Below are 18,129 nucleotides of genomic sequence, written 5' to 3' on the forward strand. Positions count from 1 at the left end.
GACCCCCAGTATTCGGGGGAGGGGTCAGGCCGCCGACTCATGCCTCGGGCCGCGATGTGCCGGCCGCCGTACTCCTGCCCCGGACAGGCGGGTTCAGGCCGCGCCGAATGCCGTGAACGCCCACCCGGTCGCCTGGTGCAGCGCGTCCCCGGGCAGTGCGGCCCGTGCGTCGCGCAGCGCCTCCGCCAGGGACAGGCCCACGCTGAGACCCTTGTGCAGCGCCAGCATCAACGGCACCACGGCGTGGTCGTTGACCGGCGCACTGCTCGCCACCACCCCGGCCGTGCCCAGCGGCAGCAGCGCGGTGACCAGGCCGAGCAGCTCGTCGGCGCCGACCGAGGCGAGGCGGGCCGTGTCGCAGCTGGAGAGGATGATCCGGTACGGGCTGCGGTCCAGGCGCTCGAAGTCATGGACGATGAGCGGGCCGTCGGCCATCCGCAGCGACGAGAACAGGGGGCTGTCGGCCCGGAAGGTGCCGTGCGCGGCGATGTGCGTCAGCGTGGCGCCGTCGATCTCCTCCAGCACCCGCGGCACACGCGCGTCGTCGTGCTCCAGCAGGGTCGGCCGGCCGTACCGGTCGGCCAGGTCGGGCACCTCGGCCCCGCCGGTCGCGAGGCCGGGACCGCGGACCAGCACATGACGGCCCAGCGGTGGCGGCTCGGTCTCCCGCGCCCGCAGCCAGCTGCTCGCCGACGGCGACACGCTGAGCACCCGCTCCCGCAGCGACGGCAGCAGCGCCCACGGCACGCGGTGCAACCGGCCCGGCGGTACGACGACGACGGGCCCGGAGCCCAGCTGCGCGGCGGCCGGCCCGAGCAGGATCTCCTCGAGCCGCCGCCCCATCTCCTCGACCAGCGGCAGCCTGGCCTCCGCCCCGGGGTGGGCGAGCCGCCGCAGCCCCGCCTGGACGTGCTCGGCCTCGGTCTCGGCGTCGGCGAGCCGCCCCGCCTCGAACCGCCGCACCCGTCCCTCCCCGCACAGCAGAACCTGTACGCGCCCGTCGAGCACGGCCAGCTCCACCAGCCGTGTCCCACCGAGCCGTTCGAGCAGTCTGCCCACCTCGAACCGGTCCCCGGCGCCGGCCGTCCCGCCGCGCATGTGCAGGGTCCGCGAGCGGATCTCCCGCTCCAGGCGCCGCTGTTCACGCTCCAGAGCCGGTATGGGCCGGCCGCCGCCGCGTGCCTCCTCCGCGCGGGCGGCGATGTCCCGGAAGGCGGTGAGCTGCCCGAGCAGGGCCGGATCGGCCGGGGGCCGGGTCGGCGGCGCGGACAGGACGGTGGCCCGCCAGCGTTCGCTCCACACCAGCAGCCGGCGCGGTGCGCCCGAGTCCAGGCTGGCCTGCTGGGCCAGCGCGGCCAGCTCCGCGCCCTGCGCGGTGGCCCGGGCCCGCAGTTCGGAGGCGCCCAGCGTCGTCCGGTGGTCGTCGAGCACGTCCAGGCCCCGCCGGCAGGCCTCCAGGACGCCCCGCCCGGAACCCGCGGCCCGGGCCCGCAGCGCCTGCGCGGCCCAGCCGGTCATCCGCGCCAGCGGCGGCCCGCTGCGCCGGCTGCGCGCGGCGACGGCCAGATGCCGTTCCGCGTCCTCGTTCCAGCCGAGGCCCAGCGCTATCCGGCCGGCGAGCAGCGAGGCCTCGGGCGCGGCCGGTGCGCCGAAGGCGGCGAGCCGTTCGGCGACCGAGGCGGCGTCCGCGACGAGCCGTCCCGAGCCGCGCCCGGCGGCCAGCCGCGCCTCGATCAGCACCAGCCGGGCATGCGTCTCCCCCCAGGCGCGCCGCTGTCCGGCGAAGAGCCGTACGGCCGGCACCGCGCGGGCGATCGCGGTGTGCGGATCGCCCGCGAGCCGGGCCGCGCGCGCGGCCACCAGCAGCAGCTCCGCCTTCCGCGTCGACTGTCCCCCGATCCCGTCCAGCAGCCCGATCGCCGTGTCCGCCTCGGCGAGCGCCTCGGGGGCGAGCCCGGCGGCCATCAGGACCTCGCAGCGCCGGATGTAGAGCATGAAGGACGGGGTGCCCAGCTTGGCGTACTGTTCCTCGGCGTCGTCCAGCAGCCGCAGCGCGGCCGGCACATCGCCCTGCTGGAAGGCGGCCAGACCCCGGCTCTCCACGATGTCCGCCTTCTCGTGCGCCTGCCCGGTGGTGTCCCACAGCGCCTCGGCGGCCGCGAAGTCGGCGTCGGCCCGGTCGACCGCGCCGAGCGCGAGATGCACGGTGGCCCGCAGGGTCAGCGCCCGCGCCGTCCAGATGACGTCCTCCGCCTGGCGCAGCACGGGAATCGCCCGCCGTACGTCCTCCAGCGACTCCCGGTGCCGGCCCAGGACCCAGGAGGCGTACGCCCGCCGGTACAGCACGCGCGCGCGGGTGTGCCCGCTGCTGACGGCGACACCCCGCTCCAGCTTCTCCAGCCCCTGGCGGGTGCGGCCGGAGTGGATGAGCGCCACCCCGAGCGTCGCCAGGACGTCACCCTCGCGGTCGAAGTCCTGGGCGCGCGCCGCCAGATCCCGGGCCTGGCGCAGATGCCGCAGCGCCAGCCTGATGTCGCCCCAGTCACGCTGCCAGATCCCGATCACCTGATGCGCCACGGAGGCGCTCCACGGTGACGGACCGGACTCCAGCACGCCCTGCGCCCGGGCCAGAGCCTCGTTCGGTGCGGCGAACACCATCGGCAGCAGTTCGAGAACCGGGTCGCTTCCTGCTGTCACTCCAAGGATGGTAGTGGCCCTGGTTGCGCACCACACCCGTTTGGCGCTGTATCAAGTGCAGGCCGAGTGACTCTCACTGACGACTGCCGCCTCGAGGGGGAGGACACGCCATGGCACCACAGCGATTCCACGAGCAGTTCGACCAGATCCAGCGCTCCATGCCCGACGTCCCGCTGGCCCTGGGACCGGACGACGCGTCGGAGTTCATCTACGAGAAGGGCGTCGTCCTCGCCCGGGACGGCGAGGAGGCCCGACTCGTCGAGGACACCGTGCGCACCCACTTCACGGAGGCCACCGGACTGACCGGGGACCAGGTGCGCCGGGCGAGCCCGGAGACCAACCGCTCCGGCGTCACCCGCATCCAGGTCGGCGACCCCGGCCACGGCGACCACCGCGGCGACCGGGCCGTGGCCCACGCCCTGCGGGCCATGCGCGAACACGAGGGGCGGCAGCGGCGCCGCCTGGTCAGCCGCAACCACATCGTGTCGATCGCCGTCAACTCCTGCCCCGGCGACGAGCCGGTGCCCGCCCCGCTCACCCAGGGCACCAACCCGGCGCCCGCCGAGGTCCCCTACGACGAGGACACCGCCGTGGGCGTCCTGGTCATCGACAACGGCCTCACCCACGACTACGCGTCCGTCCCGCTGCTCGCCCACGTCCAGGGCGACCTGCACGGCACCGAGACGGACAGCGCCGGCGACCTGCTGCAGTACGTCGGCCACGGCACCTTCATCGCGGGTCTGCTCGCCGCCGTCGCACCCAACACGGACATCACGGTGCGCAACACGCTCAACGACGCCGGCGCCGTCCTGGAGTCCGAGTTCGGTCAGCGGCTCTTCGACGCCGTCGACCAGAACGGCTGGCCGGACATCATCAGCCTCTCCGCCGGCACCTCGAACGGCCGCACCGACGGTCTGCTGGGCGTCGAGGGCTTCATGCAGGAGCTGCGCGGACAGCGCACCCTGCTGGTCGCCGCGGCCGGCAACAACTCCAGCGCCACCCCCTTCTGGCCCGCCGCCTACGCCTCCCTGCCCGACTACCAGGACGCCGTGCTCGCGGTCGGCGCGCTGCGCAGCGACGGCGAGTTCGGCGCCTGCTTCACCAACCACGGCTCCTGGGTGAGCGTGTACGCGCCGGGCGAGCGCCTCACCAGCACCCTGACCGGCTTCGACGCGCCGGTGCCGTACACCTACCAGCACAGCACGTACGACGCCTGCCGCTACGGCTTCACCTACGCCTGCACCTGCCAGTACCCGCGCCACACCGGGGCGTTGAGCGTGGCCGGCACGCCGAGTTCCGGCAAGGCGGACCAGGTGATGTTCGAGGGCTACAGCCACTGGAGCGGCACCTCCTTCGCCACGCCGGTCGCCGCCGGCCTGGTCGCCGCCCGGATGACGGCCGACAAGGAGAGCGACGCGCGCGCCGCCGCGAAGCAGCTCCTCGCCACCGAGGCCGTCTACGCCGAAGTGCGCGGGGCGCATGTACCGGCGCTGCGCCCGGCCGGCTGGCGCCCGTCGCCGGTCACACAGCTGGCTCCTCCGGCATGAGGTCCGGAACGGCCCCTTCCACGGCGTACGATGACAGGCCGTACACGAGGAGTGGGGCCGTGGACCGAGCACATGTCGGCGCGCTGGTCCGGGCCGCCGTCGACGGCGACGCGGCGGCCTGGAAGGCGCTCGTGGAGGGGCTGAGCCCACTGGTGTGGTCCGTCGTGCGCTCGCACCGGCTCTCCGACGCCGACGCGCACGAGGTGTACCAGACGGTGTGGTTCCGGTTCGCCCAGCACCTGGGGCGCATCCGTGAACCGGACAAGGCCGGCTCTTGGCTGGCGAGCACCGCACGGCACGAGTCGCTGAAGGTGCTCAAGAGCTTAAGGCGGCTGATGCCGACGGACGACGCGCAACTGCTCGACCGGATCAGCGACGACCGTACGCCCGAGCAGTCGTTCCTCGACCTGGAGGAGGCCGCCGCCGAGACCGAGCGGATCCGGCACCTGTGGCAGGAGTTCGAGGGACTGGGCGAGCGCTGCCGGCAGTTGCTGCGCGTCCTGATGGCCTCGCCGACACCCAGGTACCAGGAGGTGTCCGTGGCCCTCGGGATCGCCGTGGGCAGCATCGGACCGCTGCGCCAGCGCTGTCTGCGACGCCTGCGGGCACGACTCGAGGCACGGGGAGCGGTGTGAGGGACATGGACGACATGGACGACATCGGCGACATCGACGGGACCGGCGACATCGACGAGCCCGACGGCATCGACGACATCGACGGCGACGAAGAGCCCGTCGAGGGCGAGGAGTTCGACCTCGACCTGCTGGAGGAGGAGCTGCGCCGGGCCGCCGCGATCCTGGACCCGGTGCCGCCCGGGCTGCGGCAGATCGCCGTGGAGGCCTTCGCCCTGCACGACCTCGACGCCGAGATCGCCGAGCTGACCTTCGACTCGGTGGTCGACGCGCTCCCGGTCAGGGGAGCCGAGGACGCGCCGCGGATGCTGACGTTCCACGCGGGCGGGCTCACCGTGGACGTGGAACTCGGCGCACACGGCTTGATGGGGCAGGTGCTGCCGCCTCAGACGGCCAGTGTCGAGGTACTCAGCGGCCCACGGGCCGGCTCACCGCTCTCCACCGACGCCATGGGCCGGTTCACCTACGACGAATCCCCCTCCGGCCCCTTCGCCCTCAGACTGCGGACCGACGGGGGAACCCTGGTCACGGACTGGCTGACGGTCTGAGACGGACCGGCCGTCCGTCCGGCCCGCTCAGTCGGCCGACACCGCGGTCACCAGCGCGGCCAGCGCCGACGCGAGTCGGTGCAGCCCAGGACCGGCCGGCCCGCCCGGCTCGGTCATATAGGTGTCGCGCCGGATCTCCACCATGAGCGCGCCGACCCGCGCGTCCTTCCCGTAGAACTCCAGCGGTACGTAGGTCCCGGCGAAGGGGGTGTCGAGTCCTGTCCCTCCGGCCGGCGCGAAGGCCGCCTGCGCCGCCGCCCGCAGCCCGGGCGGCGTGTGGAAGGAGTCGGTGCCCAGGCAGACCGGCGGCCGGGGGCCCTCGCCGTGCAGTTCGTAGGGGAGCGGCGCGGTGGGATAGGAGTGGACGTCGATGATCACGGCCCGTCCCACCGCCGCCAGCCGTGCGGCGACCGCGTCCGTCATGGCCCGCGCGTACGGCCGGAAGTAGCGGTCGATCAGCGGTCGCGGGTCGGTGTCCTCGGCCCGCAGCGCCTCCCGGTGCGTGGTCCGTGTGTACACGGCGCCCATCCCCACGGACAGCATCTCCTCCCGCTCGTCCGGGAACCGCTCCGGATCGACGACCAGCCGCGACAGCCGGTTCACGAACCGCCACGGGGTGACCGCCGCCGCCCGTGCCGCCGCCTCGGCGAGCTCGGCCGTGTGCGCGTCGGTGATGTGGTCCAGCTCCCGCTCCAGCGCGGCCTCGTCCAGCACGATGCCGGACCGCACCTCGGGCGGGATCTCCCGTGCCGAGTGCGGCACGTGGAGGATCACGGGGGAGCCGTCCGCGCCGGGCAGGAACTGGAAGGACGGTGCGCCGGCGTACGGCATGTGCTGCTCCCCGGGGTCGGTGTGGCACCTTCACGGACAGGTCCGCGCACAAGGAGAACACGCGAGGCGCACGTCGACCCACGAGGCGTACGCCTCAGCCCAGCAACTCCCCGACCAGAGCGGCGACCTGCCCGGTCTCGATGAGGAAACCGTCGTGCCCGTACGGCGACTCGATCACCCTCAGCCGGTCCGCGGACGGGATCAGCGCGGCCAGCTCGGCCTGCTGGGCGAGCGGGTAGAGACGGTCGGACTCGACACCCGCGACCAGCGTGGGGGCGGTGACACGGGCGAGGGCCGCGCGTACGCCTCCCCGGTCGCGGCCCACGTCATGGGCGTTCATGGCCTCCGACAGGACCACGTAACTGCCCGCGTCGAAGCGCCGTATCAGCTTGTCCGCGTGATGGTCGAGATACGACTCGACCTGGTAGCGGCCCCCGGTGAAGGGGTCCTCTCCGCCCTGGGGCGTACGCCCGAAACGGAGTTGGAGCTCGGGCTCGCTGCGATAGGTGACGTGGGCGAGGCGACGGGCGAGGCCGAGGCCGGTGTGCGGGCCGTCGGCGGTGTCGTGGTAGTCGCCGCCCTTCCAGTGCGGGTCGCTGCGGATGGCGTGCAGCTGGATGGCGGCCCAGCCGATCTGCTCCGCGCTCGCCGCCGCCGTCGTGGCGAGCAGCAGCAGCGCCCCGGTGCGTTCCGGGTACGACACGGCCCACTCCACGGCCCGCATCCCGCCCATCGATCCGCCGACGACGAGCGCCCACCGTTCGATGCCGAGCGTGTCGGCCAGCCCGGCCTCGGCGGCGACCTGGTCGCGCTGGGTCAGGAAGGGGAACGCGCCGCCCCACGCCCCGCGCCCGTCGGGACGCGGCGAGGACGGCCCCGTACTGCCCTGGCAGCCGCCCAGGACGTTCGGCGCTACGACGAACCAGTGGTCGGTGTCGAGCGGGAGCCCGGGACCGACCAGCCCGTCCCACCAGCCCGGCGTCGGATGCCCCGGCCCGGCCGGGCCGACCACATGGCTGTCCCCGGTGAGGGCGTGCAGCACGAGCACCGCGTTCGAGGCGTCCGGCGCGAGCCGGCCCCAGGTCTCGAACGCCAGCCGGACATGGGGCAGTTCACCGCCGGTCTCCAGCTCCAGCGAGTGCTGTGTGACATACCACTGGCGCCGACCGGGCGGATCCCCCTCCCGCCACGCCCCGGTGGCCGGCGGCAGGGGAACCTCGGGAAGCGGTACGGCGTTCAGGACGCGGCGCCCTTCGCCGCGCGGAATCCGGCCTCCAGGTCGGCCTTGAGGTCGGCCAGGTTCTCGATGCCGACCGAGAGCCGCACCAGACCCGGCGTGGTCCCGGTCGCCGCCAGCTGCTCCTCGTCCAGCTGGCTGTGGGTCGTGGAGGCCGGGTGGATGATCAGGCTCCGGACGTCACCGATGTTGGCGAGATGACTGAACAGCTCGACCGCGTCCACGAACCGCTTGCCCGCCTCCACACCGTCCCGCAGTTCGAAGGAGACGATCGCGCCGGCGCCTCGCGGCAGGTACTTACGGCCGGCCTCGTACCACTTGCTGGACTCCAGGCCCGGATAGTGGACCGCGGCGACCTCGTCGCGCTGCTCCAGCCACTCCGCCAGCGCCTGTGCGTTCGCCGAGTGCCGCTCGATGCGCAGGCTCAGCGTTTCTACACCTTGCAGGAGGAGGAAGGCGGAGTGCGGGGAGAGCGCCGGGCCGAGGTCGCGCAGCAGCTGCACGCGCAGCTTGATGGCGAAGGCGCCCGGGCCGAGCGCCGGCCAGTAGCGCAGACCGTGGTAGCTGGGGTCGGGCCGGTCGAAGTCGGGGAAGCGTTCGGCGTGCGCGCCGAAGTCGAAGGTGCCGCCGTCCACCACCACACCGGCGATCACGGTGCCGTGTCCGCCGAGGAACTTGGTCGCCGAGTGCACCACGATGTCCGCGCCGTGCTCGAGGGGCCGCAGCAGATAGGGAGTCGGCACGGTGTTGTCCACGATCAGCGGTACACCCGCCTCATGGGCGACGTCGGCGACAGCCCGTACATCGAGGACGTTGCCGCGCGGATTGCCCAGCGTCTCCGCGAACAGCGCCTTGGTGTTCGGCCGGATCGCCGCCCGCCAGGCCTCGGTGTCGTCGGGGTCGTCGACGAAGGACACCTCGATGCCGAACCTGGGCAGGGTGTGCCGCAGCAGGTTGTACGTGCCGCCGTACAGCGAGGTGCTGGAGACGATGTGGTCCCCTGAGCTCGCCAGCGTCAGGATCGCCAGGGTCTCCGCGGCCTGGCCGGAGGACAGTGCGACGGCCGCGACCCCGCCCTCCAGGGCGGCGACGCGCTGCTCGAAGACGTCCTGGGTCGGGTTGTGGATACGGGTGTAGATGTTGCCGGGCTCGGCGAGCGAGAACAGGTCGGCGGCGTGCTGGGTGTCCCGGAAGACGAACGACGTCGTCTGGTAGATCGGCGTCGCCCGGGCGCCGGTCGTCGGGTCGGGCGCGGCACCGGCGTGGATCTGCCTGGTCTCGAACGACCAGGCCGAGGTGTCGGGTCCGGCGGGCGACTCCTCGGGGGTGTGACCGGCGGTGACGGAGTCGATGGGCTGGCTCATGGTGCTCCTCGTGCGGGAAGACGGGGTGAAGAGAAGAGAGGGCCGTGGCGGAGCGTCAGCTCACGGCGGGACAACTCATCGTGGTGACACGCACGTAGTCCACGTGGCGTCGGGTCACAAGCACCGTCATGCGACGAGCGAACCACAGCGGATCAGGCCGGGCCAGGTGCATGTCCCGCCCGACATGCAGACTTCACGAACGACGGGGGCGGCAGGCCGTCGACGTCCCGCGCCGGGGCGGAGGCCGCTCAAGCGAGGGAGGATCCGGCCGTGCGGCCGGCCCCCGAGCCCGGCCCGCCGCGCTGGGGAAGAGCGGGCTGGACGTGGACGTCGAGCAGGGAGTGCAGACAGGCGTACGAGGGCGCGGTGTCGACCAGCAGGTGGTACGTGATCGTCGTACCGCTGCCGATCCTGCCGGGGCCGATCCTCAGCTCACCGCCGCGCATCCGGGCCGGCGGGGCCTGGGCCGCGCTCGGCGCGGACTCGGTGGAGAGGATCTCGACGTACGGCACGCCGAGGCTCACCCGGAACGGCTCGCCGCGGTCGAAGGCGCTGCTGGCGATGTCCCGCCGCCCGGGGTTGGTCAGCACCACGGTGACGAGATGGGGATCGGTGAGCAGGGTGCCGTTGCGCCGGATCTCCAGACCTCCGTCGAGACGTCGGCGTACCAGGGGCCGGTGGCTGACCCGGTAGGTGAGGCGCCGCCGGGGATGTGCGACCCGGAACGCGGCCCAGATCGCGCCGAGGCCCACGACGATCGTCCCGGCGACACCGGCCGCGGTCCAGAAGGTGTCCAGCAGGTAGAAGGGGCCGGACGCGAGGGGCAGCGGTGAGGGGGCGTCCATGGGGCGCCGCTCAGAGCGGGTGGACGGGGTCCCCGCCCGTCGAGCCGAGGAACCTGCGCCACTCGTGGGGCGAGAACAGCAGGGCCGGACCGTCGGCCAGCTTGGAGTCCCGGACGGCGACGACACCGGGCGCGGCGGCGACCTCCACGCACGCCCCGTTGCCCGAACTCCGGCTGCTCCTGCGCCAGTCGGCCCCCTCCAGGGCGCCCGGAAGACGCTGTGTGCGCTGCGTGCTCATGCTGGGTGCATCTCCCTTGCGATCCGCTCCAGTGTCGCGGCGGTGTCCTGCGGGTCGGGAGCGGCGGCCCGCACCAGGTCGAAGGTCTGGATGAAGCTGCGTACGTCCCGCTCCTTCTCCAGATAGACGTTGCCGGCGATCGAGTTGACGTAGACGACCGTCGGGGTGTGCGGCTCGAACTCCAGCAGCGAGAAGGTCCCCGCCAGCGCCGCGTGGGCGCCCTTGGCGGTCGGCATGACCTGGATGGTGACGTTCGGCAGGGCCGTCGCCTCGATCAGGTGCTCCAGCTGGGCCGCCATCACCTCCCGCCCGCCCATGGGACGGCGCAGGGCGCTCTCCTCCACCACCACCCACAGCTCCAGCGGGTCCGGGTCACGGGTCAGCAGCGCCTGCCGCTCCTTGCGGAAGCGCACCAACTGGTTCACCTCGTAGGGATCGTTGGGCCGTACGGCCGCGATCACCGCGTGGGCGTACTCCTCGGTCTGCAGCAGGCCGTGCACGAACGTCGGCTCGTAGGAGCGCAGGACCCGGGCGTCGGCCTCCAGTCCGGCGTAGGTGGCCATGCCCGAGGGCAGGACCTCCGCGTAGTGCGTCCACCAGCCCTGCTGCTGGGCGTCCTTGTGGATCTGCATGACCGTCTCGATGCGCAGCGGGTCGGTGACCCCGTACCACTGGAGCAGGTCCCGCACGTCCCGTGCCTTGATGGGGGCCTGTCCGGTCTCCACCCGGCTGATCTTGGACATGGAGCACTCCAGGTGCGTCGCCACGTCCTCGATCCGCCTTCCCGCGTTCTCCCGCAACCGCCGCAGCTCGGAACCGAGTTGGCGCCGCCGCACAGTCGGGCCGCCGGTCGTGGCCATGGCCTCACCCCCAGCAATCAACACCCAGATGTATTGCTCGACGCAAGTGTGCGGCCCATCCAACGGGCTTGTCTTCCCCTTGAGTTGGTTCGAGACATTTGGCTCGCGCAATTGCGTGGAGGAAGCCCCTCTGGCGGAAACGGCACCGCCCCGGCAGGCGGAATGCCTGCCGGGGCGGGACGGCTTGAGGGACCGTCAGTCGTCCGGCGCGAGGAGCCACCGGATGACCCCGGCCTCAGCTCAGGGAAGCCAGCGCCTCGTTCCACGTGGCCGACGGGCGCATGACCGCGGCGGCCTTCGCCGGGTCGGGCTGGTAGTAGCCGCCGATGTCGGCCGGCTCGCCCTGGACGGCCAGCAGTTCGCCGACGATCGTCTGCTCGTTGGCCAGGAGCGTCTCGGCGAGCGGGGCGAAGGCCTTCGCCAGGTCCGCGTCGTCGGTCTGCGCCGCCAGCTCCTGCGCCCAGTACAGGGACAGGTAGAAGTGGCTGCCGCGGTTGTCGATGCCGCCGACGCGCCGGGTCGGGGACTTGTCCTCGTTGAGGAAGGTCGCCGTGGCGCGGTCGAGGGTGTCGGCGAGGATCTTGGCCTTCGGGTTGGCGGTGGCCGTCGCGTACTGCTCCAGGGACGGGACCAGCGCGAAGAACTCGCCGAGGGAGTCCCAGCGCAGGTAGTTCTCCTTGACCAGCTGCTGGACGTGCTTCGGCGCGCTGCCGCCGGCGCCCGTCTCGAACAGGCCGCCGCCCGCCATCAGCGGGACCACCGACAGCATCTTGGCGCTGGTGCCCAGCTCCAGGATCGGGAAGAGGTCGGTGAGGTAGTCACGCAGGACGTTGCCGGTGACCGAGATGGTGTTCTCGCCGCGGCGGATGCGCTCCACCGACAGCTTGGTGGCGTCGACCGGGGCGAGGATGCGGATGTCCAGGCCCTCGGTGTCGTGCTCCGGCAGGTACGCCTTGACCTTGGTGATCAGCTGCGCGTCGTGCGCGCGGGTCTCGTCCAGCCAGAACACGGCCGGGTCGCCGGTGGCGCGGGCGCGGGTGACGGCCAGCTTCACCCAGTCCCTGATCGGCGCGTCCTTGGTCTGGCAGGCGCGGAAGATGTCGCCCTCGGCGACCGGCTGCTCGATGAGCACATTGCCGGCCTGGTCGACCAGACGGACCGTACCGGCCGCCTTGACCTCGAAGGTCTTGTCGTGCGAGCCGTACTCCTCGGCCTTCTGCGCCATCAGGCCGACGTTCGGGACCGAGCCCATGGTGGAGGGGTCGTAGGCGCCGTTGGCACGGCAGTCGTCGACGACGACCTGGTAGACACCGGCGTACGACGAGTCCGGCAGCACCGCGAGGGTGTCGGCCTCCTGGCCGTCCGGGCCCCACATGTGGCCGGAGGTGCGGATCATGGCCGGCATCGAGGCGTCGACGATGACGTCGGACGGCACATGCAGGTTGGTGATGCCCTTGTCGGAGTCGACCATCGCCAGGGCCGGGCCCTCGGCGAGCTCGGCGTCGAAGGAGGCCTTGATCGCGTCGCCCTCGGGCAGGGCGTCCAGGCCCTTGAGGATGCCGCCCAGACCGTCGTTCGGGGAGAGACCGGCGGCGGCGAGCGTGGCGCCGTACCGCTCGAAGGTCTTCGGGAAGAACGCGCGGACCACATGGCCGAAGATGATCGGGTCGGAGACCTTCATCATCGTGGCCTTGAGGTGCACGGAGAACAGCACGCCCTGGGCCTTGGCCTCGGCGATCTGCGCGGTGAGGAACTCACGCAGCCGCGCCACGTGCAGCACCGAGGCGTCGACGACCTCGTCCTCGAGGACCGGTACGGACTCGCGCAGGACGGTGGTCGTGCCGTCCTCGGCGACCAGTTCGATCCTCAGCGCGCCGGCCTCGGAGATCACGACGGACTTCTCGGTGGAGCGGAAGTCGTTCTCGCCCATGGTCGCCACGTTGGTCTTGGACTCGGGGGTCCAGGCGCCCATGCGGTGCGGGTGGGTCTTGGCGTAGTTCTTGACCGACGCGGGGGCGCGGCGGTCGGAGTTGCCCTCGCGCAGGACCGGGTTGACCGCGGAGCCCTTGATCTTGTCGTAGCGGGCCTGGATCTCCCGCTCCTCGTCGGTCTTCGGGTCGTCCGGGTAGTTCGGCAGCGCGTAGCCCTGGCCCTGCAGCTCGGCGATCGCGGCCTTGAGCTGCGGGATCGACGCCGAGACGTTCGGCAGCTTGATGATGTTGGCCTCGGGCGTCTTGGCCAGCTCGCCCAGCTCGTGCAGGGCGTCCGGGATCCGCTGGTCCTCGGTGAGGTACTCCGGGAACACCGCGATGATGCGCCCGGCCAGCGAGATGTCCCGCGTCGTCACGGCGACACCCGCCTGCGAGGCGTACGCCTGGACCACCGGCAGGAAGGAATACGTCGCCAGGGCCGGGGCCTCGTCAGTGTGCGTATAGATGATGGTCGAGTCAGTCACCGGGTGCTCCGCTCCACGTCTGCAACATTGCTCGACATCAAGATATCTCGTGATCGGGTCGGGCTCGACAGGGGTCCGTGCAATCAAACGCCTGATCTCAGCGCGGCTGGACCGACTCCCTCGGCCACAGCACCTTCGAGAACCGTATGAGGTACCAGTACGCCGTCGGCGACCAGTGGCGCCACGACTCGGGTCCGGTCGCCGTGCCCGACGCGGACGACCTCTTCGACAGCCGGCGCTGCACGGGCGGGTGCGCTGGTCCTGTACGCGCTGCGCCAACTGGTCGGCGAGGACGTCTTCCACGCGATCGAGCGCCGTTTCCTCGACCGCTAGCGGGGCTCCTCGGCGACGACGGAGGACTACATCGCCGTCGCCTCGGAGGTCTCCGGCCAGGATCTGTCCGGATTCCTGCGGCGACTGGCTCTCCGGCACCCGGACGCCGCGGATGCCCGGCCACCCGGACTGGACGGTCACTCCGGTGAACTCGGCGTTCGCCTCACCGCACAGCCGCAGGGGCGGGCCCTGGCACGAGAACTCGGCGACCCTCTGACCTTCCGGGTCTCAGTCGAGGTGGGCGGCGCGCGCGTCGCCCACCTCCTCGTGGGCGCGCTGCTGCGGAATGGCGATCGACCCCTGCTGCAGGGCCACCGTCCGCGTGGGCGCCGGAATGCGGATGCCCTCCTCGCCGTAGCGCCGGTGCAGCCGCTTGACGAACTCGTGCTTGATCCGGAACTGGTCGCTGAACTCACCGACCCCGAGGATGACCGTGAAGCCGATCCGGGAGTCGCCGAAGGTGTGGAAGCGGACCAGGGGTTCGTGGTCCGGGACGGCGCCGGTGATCTCGGCCATCACCTCGGCGACGACCTCGCAGGTGACCTGTTCGACATGGTCCAGGTCGCTGTCGTAGGCGACCCCGACCTGGACCGTGATCGTCAACTGCTGCTCGGGGCGCATGAAGTTGGTCATGTTGGCCTTCGCCAGCTCCCCGTTGGGGATCACGACCAGGTTGTTCGAGAGCGCCCGGACGGTCGTCTGACGCCAGTTGATGTCCTCGACATAGCCCTCCTCGCCGCTGCTCAGCCGGATGTAGTCGCCGGGCTGCACGGTCTTGGAGGCGAGGATGTGGATGCCGGCGAAGAGGTTGGCGAGCGTGTCCTGCAGGGCGAGCGCGACCGCCAGACCGCCCACGCCCAGGGCGGTGAGCATCGGGGCGATCGAGATGCCCAGCGTCTGCAGCACCACCAGGAAGCCGATCGCCAGGACCAGCACACGGGTGATGTTGACGAAGATCGTGGCCGACCCGGCGACTCCGGAGCGGGACTGGGTGACCGCCCGCACGAGACCGGCGATCACCCGGGCCGCCGTGACGGTGACGACGAAGATGAGCACCACGGTCAGCACCTGGTTGACGTGGTTCTGGACCGTTCTGGTCAGCGGCAGCGCCGCACCCGCGGAGGCGGCACCGCCCAGGAACGCCGCCCACGGCACCACCGTACGCAGCGCGTCCACGATGACGTCGTCACCGCTCCAACGGGTACGGTCCGCGTGCTTGCCCAGCCATCGCATCACAACGCGCAGCAGAAACGCGGCCAACAGGCCCGCCACCAGCGCGATTCCGGCGATGACCAGGTCGTCCACGGTGAGCGCTCGGTTCACCGACTACCTCCAGGTTCAGGATGTGCGGCGGCTCATCCTGCCTTATCTCGCACAGGGGTTCGTACTGGAGAGGTACCCGGACGGTACGGATTCGGACGAGTTCCGTCTCAGATCACCTTCAGCCGCACCAGCGCCCCCAGCGTCAGCGCGCCCGGCACCAGCGGCAGCCACACGGTGATGATCCGGTACGCCAGCACCACCGCCGTCGCCACGGCCACCGGGCCGCCCGCCGCCACCAGCGCCACGATCAACGCGGCCTCGACCGAGCCCAGTCCGCCCGGTGTGGGCACCAGCGCGACCGCGACCGTCGCCGCGAGATAGGCCACGGCCATGTGCACGGGTGACACCGGCAGGTCGAGCGCCTGGCCGACGAGGACCAGCCCGGCCGCCTGCAGCACGGGGAAGGCCAGCGAGCCGCCCCACAGGGCGAGGGCACGGGACGGCCGGGTGTGCACCGAGCGCAGTTCGCTCAGCGCGGTGCGCAGGAACGAGACGACGGCGCCCCGCAGGCGCCGTACGAGAACCAGGACGGCCGTCGCCGCGACCAGGACCGCGCCCACGGTCAGCAGCAGCGGGCCCGCCGTGTGCCGGGGCAGCAGTGCGCCGAAGCTCAGCGCGTCCGGGAAGGCGAGCAGCAGGGCGGCCAGCAGGCTCAGCCGGGCGACCGACTCCGCCAGCAGATACAGGGCGAGCGCGGCGGAGGAGCGGGCGAGCGGGACCCCGCAGACGGTCATGAAACGGAGATTGACGGCGCCGGCGCCGAGGCCGGTGGGGAGCAGGTGGTTGGCCGAGCCGGCCGCGAACTGGGTGGCCAGCAGCCGTCGCTTCGGCAGCCGGTCGACCACCGCACCCTGCCGGGTGAACGCGGCGGCCACCCAGGTCAGACAGGTGGCACCGATCGCGGCCAGCAGCCAGGGCCACTCGGCCGAGCGCAGATGGCCGAAGCCCGCCACGAGAACGTCACGGTGCCGCGCGGCGACGACGGTGACCAGCAGGAGCGGAACCAGGCACAGGATCTGGCGGACCGGGACGCGACGGGGGAACCGTCCCGGATCGGCGGGGCCTTGGGGAAGTCGAACCGCAGTCACATCTGAAGAGGGTTTCCGCACCGCGCCAACTGCGGGTTGCGGGATCGCGGACAGCGTCTTACGGACGGACAGCGGCTGGGGAGGCGGGGGAGGCAGTGCCATGGGGTCCTTCGGGGGAGGGGGCGCGATGGCGGGAGTATTGACCTCGACAACGGTCGAGGTTCTACGTTCTCTCCCATGAGCATGGAAACCACAGCGTGGACACAGCTGCACAGTGTCATGACCGCCCAGCAGGAGCGCCGACCTGTGGCGCGTGCCACGTTGCGCCGCATCGCCGCGTTCGCCCGTCCGCACCGCGCCCGTATCGCGCAGTTCGTGCTCCTCGGGGTGGTGACCGCGCTGCTGGCGGTCGCGACCCCGCTGCTCGCCGGGCATGTCGTCGACGCGATCGTGTCGGACGGCGACCAGGGCACCGTCGTACGGCTGGCCCTGCTCATCGCGCTGATCGCGGTCGCGGAGGCGACGCTCGGCATCCTCGGCCGGAGGCTCTCGTCGTCGCTCGGGGAGGGACTCATCCTCGATCTGCGCACGGCTGTGTTCGATCATGTGCAGCGGATGCCGGTTGCGTTCTTCACACGCACACGTACGGGCGCACTGGTCTCCCGGCTCAACAACGACGTCATCGGCGCGCAGCGCGCCTTCAGCAACACCCTGTCCGGAGTGGTCAGCAACCTGGTCACCCTGGTGCTCACGCTCGCGGTCATGTTCACGCTGTCCTGGCAGATCACCCTGCTCGCGCTGGTGCTGCTCCCGGTGTTCGTCGTCCCGGCGCGGCGCATGGGCAGCCGTATGGCCCGTATGCAGCGCGAGGCGGCCACGCTCAACGCGGCGATGGGCACGCGGATGACCGAGCGCTTCTCGGCGCCCGGCGCGACCCTGGTGAAGCTCTTCGGGCGCCCGGAGGAGGAGTCGGAGGAGTTCGCCGCGCGTGCCCGCCGGGTCGCGGAGATCGGTGTCCGCACCGCCACGGCCCAGTCGGTGTTCATCACCGCGCTGACCCTCGTCTCCTCCCTGGCCCTCGCCCTGGTCTACGGCCTCGGCGGCTGGTTCGCGCTGCGCGGCAGCCTGGAGCCGGGCGCCGTCGTCTCCCTGGCCCTGCTCCTGACCCGGATGTACGCCCCGCTCACCGCGCTCGCCGGCGCCCGTGTCGAGGTGATGAGCGCCCTCGTCAGTTTCGAGCGGGTCTTCGAGGTGCTCGACCTCAAGCCGCTGATCGAGGAGAAACCGGACGCCCGCGACGTCCCCGAGGGCCCCGTGGCGGTGGAGTTCGACGACGTCCGCTTCGCCTACCCGTCCGCCGACAAGGTCTCCCTGGCCTCCCTGGAGGAGGTCGCCTCCCTGGACACACGGGGCGGTGCCGAGGTCCTGCACGGCATCTCCTTCCGCGCCGAACCCGGGCGCACCGTCGCGCTCGTCGGCTCGTCCGGCGCCGGAAAGTCCACCATCGCCCAACTGCTCCCGCGCCTCTACGACGTCGACGCGGGCGCCGTACGCATCGGCGGCGTCGACGTCCGGGACCTGAGCGCCGGTTCGCTGCGCGCGACCCTCGGCATGGTCACCCAGGACGGTCACCTCTTCCACGACACGGTCCGGGCCAACCTCCTCCTCGCCCGCCCCGAGGCGACCGAGCCCGAACTCTGGGACGCCCTGCGCCGCTCCCGGCTCGACGACCTCGTCCGCTCCCTGCCCGACGGGCTGGACACGGTCGTGGGGGAGCGCGGCTACCGCCTCTCCGGCGGCGAACGCCAGCGCATGACCATCGCCCGTCTGCTGCTGGCCCGTCAGCGTGTCGTCATCCTCGACGAGGCCACGGCCCACCTGGACAACACCTCCGAGGCCGCGGTCCAGGAGGCGCTCACCGAGGCGCTGGAGGGCCGCACCGCGGTGGTGATCGCCCACCGGCTCTCCACGGTCCGGGCGGCCGACCTGATCCTCGTGATCGAGGACGGTCTGATCGCCGAGCGCGGCACCCACGAGGAGCTCCTCGCCGCGGGCGGGCGGTACGCGGAGCTGTACCGGACCCAGTTCGAGGAGCGGCACCGCGCGGACGGCGCTCCGGAGATCGAAGTCGTGGCCTAGCGAAGGCCACCGGCCCCGGGGCGGCGGGGCCGCCCCGGGGCCGGTGGCTCAT

14 protein-coding genes and 1 pseudogene are annotated in these 18,129 nt (G+C 72.0%); 5 read left to right on the top strand and 10 right to left on the bottom strand.

What is annotated here, in order from left to right; translation table 11 throughout:
• Nucleotides 1-93: 93 nt before the first annotated feature.
• Nucleotides 94-2,658 (bottom strand): CHAT domain-containing tetratricopeptide repeat protein, encoded by a 2,565-nt coding sequence (locus ABZT17_RS04165; protein ID WP_356343739.1) that lies wholly within the window; start codon nucleotides 2,656-2,658, stop codon nucleotides 94-96.
• A gap of 149 nt (nucleotides 2,659-2,807) precedes the next feature.
• On the opposite strand from ABZT17_RS04165, the gene ABZT17_RS04170 reads away from it, so the two are divergent.
• Genes ABZT17_RS04170 through ABZT17_RS04180 form a run of 3 tightly spaced genes read left to right on the top strand, consistent with a single transcriptional unit; the run spans nucleotide 2,808 to nucleotide 5,424 of the window.
• Nucleotides 2,808-4,244 (top strand): S8/S53 family peptidase, encoded by a 1,437-nt coding sequence (locus tag ABZT17_RS04170; protein ID WP_356343431.1) that lies wholly within the window; start codon nucleotides 2,808-2,810, stop codon nucleotides 4,242-4,244.
• Between the two features lie 59 nt (nucleotides 4,245-4,303).
• On the top strand, nucleotides 4,304-4,879 hold the full coding sequence (locus ABZT17_RS04175; RefSeq protein WP_356343434.1) for a sigma-70 family RNA polymerase sigma factor: 576 nt from the start codon (nucleotides 4,304-4,306) through the stop codon (nucleotides 4,877-4,879).
• Between the two features lie 14 nt (nucleotides 4,880-4,893).
• Nucleotides 4,894-5,424, top strand: a complete 531-nt coding sequence (locus ABZT17_RS04180) for a hypothetical protein (protein WP_356343741.1) — start codon at nucleotides 4,894-4,896, stop codon at nucleotides 5,422-5,424.
• Nucleotides 5,425-5,451: 27 nt separating this feature from the next.
• On the opposite strand, the gene ABZT17_RS04185 is transcribed toward ABZT17_RS04180, so the two are convergent.
• The 7 genes from ABZT17_RS04185 to ABZT17_RS04215 all read right to left on the bottom strand — a co-directional run bounded on the left by ABZT17_RS04185 (nucleotide 5,452) and on the right by ABZT17_RS04215 (nucleotide 13,254).
• Nucleotides 5,452-6,255 carry an N-formylglutamate amidohydrolase gene (locus ABZT17_RS04185; RefSeq protein WP_356343436.1) on the bottom strand — a complete coding sequence of 268 codons (804 nt, stop codon included), beginning with the start codon at nucleotides 6,253-6,255 and terminating at the stop codon, nucleotides 5,452-5,454.
• Between the two features lie 94 nt (nucleotides 6,256-6,349).
• Complete coding sequence (locus ABZT17_RS04190; protein WP_356343743.1) at nucleotides 6,350-7,495, bottom strand: homoserine O-acetyltransferase; 1,146 nt, start codon at nucleotides 7,493-7,495, stop codon at nucleotides 6,350-6,352.
• A complete protein-coding gene (locus tag ABZT17_RS04195) occupies nucleotides 7,492-8,856 on the bottom strand; it encodes a bifunctional o-acetylhomoserine/o-acetylserine sulfhydrylase (protein ID WP_356343438.1) in 1,365 nt (454 codons plus the stop codon). Before ABZT17_RS04195 ends, ABZT17_RS04190 begins: the two co-directional genes overlap by 4 nt.
• Nucleotides 8,857-9,104: 248 nt before the next feature.
• Complete coding sequence (locus ABZT17_RS04200) at nucleotides 9,105-9,701, bottom strand: hypothetical protein (protein WP_356343440.1); 597 nt, start codon at nucleotides 9,699-9,701, stop codon at nucleotides 9,105-9,107.
• A gap of 10 nt (nucleotides 9,702-9,711) precedes the next feature.
• The gene (locus ABZT17_RS04205; protein WP_356343443.1) at nucleotides 9,712-9,939 is read right to left on the bottom strand and encodes a DUF397 domain-containing protein; all 228 of its coding nucleotides are present in this window, start codon (nucleotides 9,937-9,939) and stop codon (nucleotides 9,712-9,714) included.
• On the bottom strand, nucleotides 9,936-10,799 hold the full coding sequence (locus ABZT17_RS04210) for a helix-turn-helix transcriptional regulator (RefSeq protein ID WP_356343445.1): 864 nt from the start codon (nucleotides 10,797-10,799) through the stop codon (nucleotides 9,936-9,938). The genes ABZT17_RS04205 and ABZT17_RS04210 overlap by 4 nt, the downstream gene beginning before the upstream one ends.
• Nucleotides 10,800-11,034: 235 nt before the next feature.
• Complete coding sequence (locus tag ABZT17_RS04215; RefSeq protein ID WP_356343447.1) at nucleotides 11,035-13,254, bottom strand: NADP-dependent isocitrate dehydrogenase; 2,220 nt, start codon at nucleotides 13,252-13,254, stop codon at nucleotides 11,035-11,037.
• A 98-nt stretch (nucleotides 13,255-13,352) separates the two neighbouring features.
• On the opposite strand from ABZT17_RS04215, the pseudogene ABZT17_RS04220 reads away from it, so the two are divergent.
• Nucleotides 13,353-13,804 (top strand): annotated as a pseudogene (locus ABZT17_RS04220) (M1 family aminopeptidase); the annotation flags it as partial.
• A gap of 11 nt (nucleotides 13,805-13,815) precedes the next feature.
• Here the strand turns inward: ABZT17_RS04220 and ABZT17_RS04225 are convergent.
• Nucleotides 13,816-14,910, bottom strand: coding sequence for a mechanosensitive ion channel family protein (locus ABZT17_RS04225; protein WP_356343449.1), 1,095 nt, complete (start codon nucleotides 14,908-14,910; stop codon nucleotides 13,816-13,818).
• Between the two features lie 107 nt (nucleotides 14,911-15,017).
• Nucleotides 15,018-15,998, bottom strand: coding sequence for a lysylphosphatidylglycerol synthase transmembrane domain-containing protein (locus tag ABZT17_RS04230; protein ID WP_356343451.1), 981 nt, complete (start codon nucleotides 15,996-15,998; stop codon nucleotides 15,018-15,020).
• A gap of 183 nt (nucleotides 15,999-16,181) precedes the next feature.
• On the opposite strand from ABZT17_RS04230, the gene ABZT17_RS04235 reads away from it, so the two are divergent.
• Nucleotides 16,182-18,077 (top strand): ABC transporter ATP-binding protein, encoded by a 1,896-nt coding sequence (locus tag ABZT17_RS04235; RefSeq protein WP_356343746.1) that lies wholly within the window; start codon nucleotides 16,182-16,184, stop codon nucleotides 18,075-18,077.
• Nucleotides 18,078-18,129 lie beyond the last annotated feature (52 nt).

The organism is Streptomyces sp. NPDC005648, from assembly GCF_040605395.1.
Lineage (GTDB): Bacteria > Actinomycetota > Actinomycetes > Streptomycetales > Streptomycetaceae > Streptomyces.

Coding starts and splice junctions, on each gene's coding strand:
- ABZT17_RS04185 (WP_356343436.1), bottom strand. CDS start 6,255: ATGCCGTACGCCGGCGCACCGTCCTTCCAGTTCCTGCCCGGCGCGGAC.
- ABZT17_RS04170 (WP_356343431.1), top strand. CDS start 2,808: ATGGCACCACAGCGATTCCACGAGCAGTTCGACCAGATCCAGCGCTCC.
- ABZT17_RS04235 (WP_356343746.1), top strand. CDS start 16,182: ATGGAAACCACAGCGTGGACACAGCTGCACAGTGTCATGACCGCCCAG.
- ABZT17_RS04195 (WP_356343438.1), bottom strand. CDS start 8,856: ATGAGCCAGCCCATCGACTCCGTCACCGCCGGTCACACCCCCGAGGAG.
- ABZT17_RS04165 (WP_356343739.1), bottom strand. CDS start 2,658: ATGGTGTTCGCCGCACCGAACGAGGCTCTGGCCCGGGCGCAGGGCGTG.
- ABZT17_RS04200 (WP_356343440.1), bottom strand. CDS start 9,701: ATGGACGCCCCCTCACCGCTGCCCCTCGCGTCCGGCCCCTTCTACCTG.
- ABZT17_RS04205 (WP_356343443.1), bottom strand. CDS start 9,939: ATGAGCACGCAGCGCACACAGCGTCTTCCGGGCGCCCTGGAGGGGGCC.
- ABZT17_RS04210 (WP_356343445.1), bottom strand. CDS start 10,799: ATGGCCACGACCGGCGGCCCGACTGTGCGGCGGCGCCAACTCGGTTCC.
- ABZT17_RS04180 (WP_356343741.1), top strand. CDS start 4,894: ATGGACGACATCGGCGACATCGACGGGACCGGCGACATCGACGAGCCC.